We start from the raw sequence: 5716 nt of genomic DNA on the forward strand, positions 1-5716 counted from the left end.
ATCAGTTTTTCCTATTGCACTATTTTAGATAAAACGGTCTAGTGCCGTGTCAAGCTTAAAATGGTGTATTAAATTTTTTAGTATAATTCTTGCTATGACTAAGGTTTGTAGAACTTTCCTAAAACACTATTTCAAGCTTGACGCGCTACTAGGGTTTACTTAGGCCAAACGAATCGCACACCGGATTTGATATTACAATCTTGACTAACTTCTAAGGAAGAAATCATCTGCTGTCAACGAAGGAGTATTTGTCAAAGTGGCAAACTGACTTCCATTACCGAAACCAGTATCACTACCATTAGGATTATAGAATAAATTACCATTTGAACTATTGTAAACGATAGCTGCATCAACCGTTGCTGCAAGTTCGTCACTGGTTACTGTTGTAAATTCATCAGCAATACTGAAACCTGTTCCCGACTGACTGTTAATAGCACTAAAAGTTGTGCGATCGAGAAGAATAATGTCTTCCTGGGTTTGAGAAAAATCGGTAATACTATCTATACCTAAATCTTCTGACTGAAATTCTTGATTCGTATTGAAAATAAAGCGGTCAATGCTAGCACCGCCAGTTAATTCGTCATCTCCGGTTCCACCATTTAAGCGATTTGCTACGCAACGCTAACGCGAACGCGACCTTGACCACCCCGAAGAGTATCGTCACCATTACCACCAAACAAGCGGTCAAAACCCTGACGACCTTCTAAAACATCGTCACCGTCTTTCCCCTAAAGTGAGTCATTACCCCGACCGCCAATAATACTATCGTTTTCTGCGGCACCAGGTAGGGTATCGTTATCCTGAGTTCCTTTAATCAACAGACCTGTATTGAGCAATACCGAAATTTCGTTACCAGATGAGTCTTGTCCAAAGTTGGCAATTACTAGGTCTAGGCGATCGTCTTCGTTAAAATCTCCAGTAGTTACACCTATAGCTCCACTTCCTACTCCTACGTCATTTCGATTATCAAAGTTTCCAGATCCATCCCCTAGCAAAATTGAGGCACTATCGCTCAGAAAATTGGCAACTGCTAAATCTTCAATATTGTCACCATCAAAATCTCCTACTCCAATTCCTACTGGAAGCGAACTTACAGGAAAGTCAGTACGAGTAAAATCTCCAGTGCCATCTCCTAAATAGATTGAAACATCTTCTGTATCTGCGTTAGCGACTGCTAAATCTATATTCCCATCTTGATTGAAATCGCCAGAATTAATCCCATCAGGTCGATCTCCTGCTGCTAAGTTAGTGGGGTCGCTAAAAGTACCATCCCCATTTCCAAACAGGAGGGAAATGTCATCGCTAAAAGAATTAACAACAGCTATATCTTCATTTCCGTCCTCGTCAAAATCTCCTACTGTCAGGTCAAAAGCTCCATCTTCAAAGAAAATTTCTGGGAGTGGCTCAAAACTACCTTCGCCGTCTCCTAAAAGAATTGAAACTCCATCTCCTCCAAGGTCTGGGAATTCTCCTTCGCCTCCAAAGTTAACAACTGCTATATCCAACAAGGAATCTCCGTTAAAATCACTTACTTTCAACGGACCAGGGAAATTATTTACTGGAAAATTAACAGGGTCATCAAAATTACCTGACTCATCTCCAAGTAATACTGAAACATTATTATCTGCAAAGTTAACAACGGCTAAATCTGATTCTCCATCATCATCAAAATCCTCTGTTACTAGAGAGACAGGGTTTTGTCCGACTGAAATATCGATCGGGTTACTGAAATTTCCCGTACCATCTCCTGAGAGGAAAGAAACTTCACTACCTCCAAAATTGGCAACGACTAAATCTAAATTTTCATCACCATCGAAATCATTAGTTACAATAACTCTAGGAGCATCTCCAACTTCTAAATCAGTCCGGTCAAAGGCAACAGAAACAATTAAATCTTCCATTAATATACTCAAGGTTGGTTTACTACAATAACAGGAAAAGATAGTAGTATTTTTTCATAAATACTATTATCTTATGAAAAAAATCAGCTAGTTTATTTTTCAATAAAAGCCTTCATTGAACTTATTTATAAGCTCTTGAAAGATTTATCCTCGAAGTATTATATAGTAATTTTTAACAAAAAAAAGTTTGACAGTTTGTCATTTTAAAGTTTGACATTCTGTCATATTACTACTGTTTAAATTAAGTCACTTTGTCTGGGTTTTTCTATAGTCAATGGACTTATATAGAAAATAGGAAGTAGGATGTAGGGAGTAGGGTGTAGGGAGAAATAATTGATTATTTATTAGGATAATTGATTTGATTTTTGGTTATCGGACATATCTAATACCAATTTTAAAAAAGAATGTTACGAATAATAAGGGCGATAAAAATATTTTGTAGGAAATGTCTCTTTGACCAATAAGATAAGTTATGAACTAAGAAATGGGGAGTTACTGATTTTGGGTATGATTTGTATTTTTTGATAATTTCTCAACTATTGAATAACAACTATTTCAGATTGTTCAATTTTTATTTTCATACCTTGATTCAGCAACGCCAAAATGGTATGGAAGCTATTTATTCTGACTCCTGACTCCTGACTCCTAATACCAATTCTCAAAAGCATTACTATACTTAGGTCGCACTTCAGTTCTTAAGTAATTAATACAGGATAAATCATTTTTTGCTAATAATAGCCCAGTTAATGTTTATTATTCTTATGTTGTACGGACGTTGCATGCAACGTCCCTACCTCCCCACACTCCCCACACTCCCCACACTTCCCCACCCGATCGGGTATAGAATTCTTTTTGATAAATGGTATAACTCCTAACTCCTGACTCCTAAAAAATACTTTAGCTGTTTGTAGCAAATATTTATCAAATTGGTATAATAGACATCTCCAGAAAAGAGGGAGTAGGAGAAAATAATTGATTTGATTTTTTGGCATTGGTGATTTGAGGTATGATTTCTTGTCCGGATAAGAGCGCAAACAAAAAACTTTCTGTGTCTACTATTCTTTCTTCTTCCTTCTTTCCTCCTGACTCCTGACTCCTGACTCCTGACTCCTAAATAATTAAGATTAATATCATACACGCGCTTCACCAACGCCGATTTTTTATCATTGGAGATGTCTAATCTAGATTAGAAGACACAGCAGTTTCCGTTGCCCGTGAGGTACACTTATTACAGACAAGATGCATTTGCTACAAGAATTTCACCATTTCAACTTGTACATCATTAGTCCGAAATATGCTGTAGAATTTTTCCATCAGGTATGCTACGGAACTAATCTACTTACAATTACCTGATAACGTCTCTCATCCAACCCATCACCATTATAGGCAAATTCAGGATTAATCATTTGTTTCATCTGAGAAATTCGCGCCGATGTTGCTGGGTGAGTGCTCAGAAAAGATGGCGGCGAACTTTTTCTCAGCAATTTTTCCATAAATGTAATTGCACCAGATTGAGCATATCCCGCTCTTCCCAAGGTTTCAATACCAACTCGATCTGCTTCAAATTCTGCCTGGCGACTTTTGGGGCGACGTAATGCTAATTCTACCCCCAGTTGAACTGCAACATTCTGATCTACCCCTGCTGCAGTAGCTAAACCCTGTGCTAATAATGTTCGACGTAATTGTTTCACCGCATGGCGTTCGGTAATATGAGCAATTTCGTGGGAAACGACACTAGCTAATTCTGCTTCATTATCCGCAGCTTTCATTAAACCAGTATTGATATAAACAAACCCTCCCATAGTTGCAAAAGCATTTATACTATCATCCTCTACTACCTGAAAAGTATAGGGAATATCTGAGCGGGGACTTGCTGCAACTAATCTTTGCCCAATTCTATTTATATATTCGTTTGCTGCGCGATCGGGATAAAGTTTAACATCTCCCTTTCTCAATAATTGTTGATTAATTTGTTTACCTAGTTCAACTTCTTGACGGTCAGATAGATTAGAAATTGACATCATCTGAACACCCTGAAAAATTAATTCCCTCCAAGGAATAGCTTGAGTAGGAGATGCTGTACCTGCACATAAACTAGCAGCGACCATGATGGATATTAGTGGGTATGATATTCGGCGATCGGAAGATTTAGAAATCAAAGATAGTTTTTTCAACATTGGCTTTTTTATTCAGAGGTAGTAGATTTTGAATTTATCAAGATGTCATAAATTAGCGAATGATGTTCTGCCAATCTTGTTATTAACTACAAAAGTTATCTATAGCTTTTCCGCAAAGCAAAAACTTGATTTTTTTATGGAAGATAAGGGAGTTTAGTTAATAAAAAACTTCCTTATCTTCATCCTTTAGACTAATTTTTGTCGTAAGTCATGGTAATCTCTCTAAGAGGCTCTTTTTTTGGAGGAATATCATTAATTTGATTTACTACACCTTTTTAGCCATGTAAAAATGCTCATAATACTTATATTAATTTCTCCACATTGTCTAATAATGGATAGTTTATATGCTAAATAAAAAAATAGGGTGTTCATTAATGGATAATGGATAATGGATAATTGATAATTACAAGAAAGTTAAAACCATTACGGAATTGAATATAAGGAAATTCAAGAGCACTTTTCTCGCATTGGTGATTGGATATGGCGAACTTCGAAGCGGCTCTGTCAAGAGCGGGAAACCTCGCCATCCCATCCTAACGGACTGCTCCGCTTTCCGACCGCTTTTTCCCCTTGAAAGAGTCGGCAAAGAAAGCTGAATTATTTAATTAATAATTATTAATTATTAATGGTTCGGTAAGGCATCCAGTCCTTAAAGCATGCGCGTGTCCGAGGCAACATCGGGACTGGGAAACGAGAAGCTCATACTATACTGCAAGGTTAGTGTGGGAGTATGTCACTAATCTTGAGTTTGTGCCCAGACAACTAACTATATACTATATGAGATATTCTGGAGGAGTATCAAAAGCTCACCTTATAATCGGGCGATTTAATATTGACAGGACTTACGCAGAAAGAAGGTTTATGAACTAAAATTTGCAATATCAAGCATTAAATTAGGGTAATAAATTAGGGTAATAAATCCAGTTTATTGTTTGGGTTGCGTAAGTTCTAGTTGAGTAGTTTACTTTTGTCAAAATCAAAATTAAGTTATGAAGTTATGAAAATTCTGGATTCTCAAGGACGATTATTTGGTAAAGTCAGTGTCTTAGACGTTGGCGCTGTGTTAATAATTTTCATGGTATTATTGGGAATATTTGTCTTTCCTGGTACTAATAAAAATTCTGTTGCTCAAGTGGGTAATATTGTGACTAAACCAGTTGAAGTAGATGCTATTGCTCTAGGTTTAAAAGGTCGTTACCCTGAAAAATTATTAAAGGAAGGGGAAAAAACTCAATTGATTATTAGGAATCAACCTTATGGAGAAGTTGACCTAAAATCTGTAGAATTTTTGACTCGAAAAGTGGCAGTTCCTCAACCAGATGGAACGGTAAAAGCTTTACCCGATCCTAGAGATAAAGAACTATTTAGTCGGAATGTTTTATTAACATTGGAAGGTAAAGGTAGAGTTACTGATGATGGTCCTATTTTAGGAAATATTAAGGTAAAAATTGGGATGACAATTGAGCTAGAAGGTAGGGACTATAATTTTAATGCTAGTGTAATTGATGTGCGAGTACAAGAGTAATTTTAGGGATAATTAGGGTAAGAGGTGTGGGAAGTGTGGGAGGTGTGAGGGAAATAGTTGTGATTAAATTTTAAAATGGAAGAAAAAGGTAAAAAGTATTTTAGAACTCACGA

4 protein-coding genes and 1 pseudogene are annotated in these 5716 nt (G+C 36.7%); 1 reads left to right on the forward strand and 4 read right to left on the reverse strand.

Annotation, left to right across the window (positions count from 1 at the left end; all coding sequences use genetic code 11):
• Positions 1 to 611: 611 nt before the first annotated feature.
• From F6K22_RS42580 to F6K22_RS29475, 4 genes and pseudogenes are all read right to left on the reverse strand, one after another.
• A pseudogene (locus F6K22_RS42580) lies at positions 612 to 716 on the reverse strand (calcium-binding protein); the annotation flags it as partial.
• A 12-nt stretch (positions 717 to 728) separates the two neighbouring features.
• A complete protein-coding gene (locus tag F6K22_RS29465; RefSeq protein WP_293106306.1) occupies positions 729 to 1901 on the reverse strand; it encodes an FG-GAP repeat domain-containing protein in 1173 nt (390 codons plus the stop codon).
• A 743-nt stretch (positions 1902 to 2644) separates the two neighbouring features.
• Positions 2645 to 2893, reverse strand: coding sequence for a hypothetical protein (locus tag F6K22_RS29470; protein WP_293106309.1), 249 nt, complete (start codon positions 2891 to 2893; stop codon positions 2645 to 2647).
• Between the two features lie 330 nt (positions 2894 to 3223).
• The gene (locus F6K22_RS29475) at positions 3224 to 4078 is read right to left on the reverse strand and encodes a M48 family metallopeptidase (protein WP_293106312.1); all 855 of its coding nucleotides are present in this window, start codon (positions 4076 to 4078) and stop codon (positions 3224 to 3226) included.
• Between the two features lie 997 nt (positions 4079 to 5075).
• Between F6K22_RS29475 and F6K22_RS29480 the strand changes: the two genes are divergently transcribed.
• Positions 5076 to 5603, forward strand: a complete 528-nt coding sequence (locus F6K22_RS29480; RefSeq protein ID WP_293106315.1) for a DUF4330 domain-containing protein — start codon at positions 5076 to 5078, stop codon at positions 5601 to 5603.
• Positions 5604 to 5716: the final 113 nt, after the last annotated feature.

Origin of the sequence: Okeania sp. SIO2F4 (assembly GCF_010672385.1) — a bacterium.
Lineage (GTDB): Bacteria > Cyanobacteriota > Cyanobacteriia > Cyanobacteriales > Microcoleaceae > Trichodesmium.

Excerpts from the sequence above, each read along its gene's own strand:
- F6K22_RS29470 (WP_293106309.1), bottom strand. The coding sequence starts at position 2,893 with ATGCCAAAAAATCAAATCAATTATTTTCTCCTACTCCCTCTTTTCTGG.
- F6K22_RS29475 (WP_293106312.1), bottom strand. The coding sequence starts at position 4,078 with ATGTTGAAAAAACTATCTTTGATTTCTAAATCTTCCGATCGCCGAATA.
- F6K22_RS29480 (WP_293106315.1), top strand. The coding sequence starts at position 5,076 with ATGAAAATTCTGGATTCTCAAGGACGATTATTTGGTAAAGTCAGTGTC.
- F6K22_RS29465 (WP_293106306.1), bottom strand. The coding sequence starts at position 1,901 with ATGGAAGATTTAATTGTTTCTGTTGCCTTTGACCGGACTGATTTAGAA.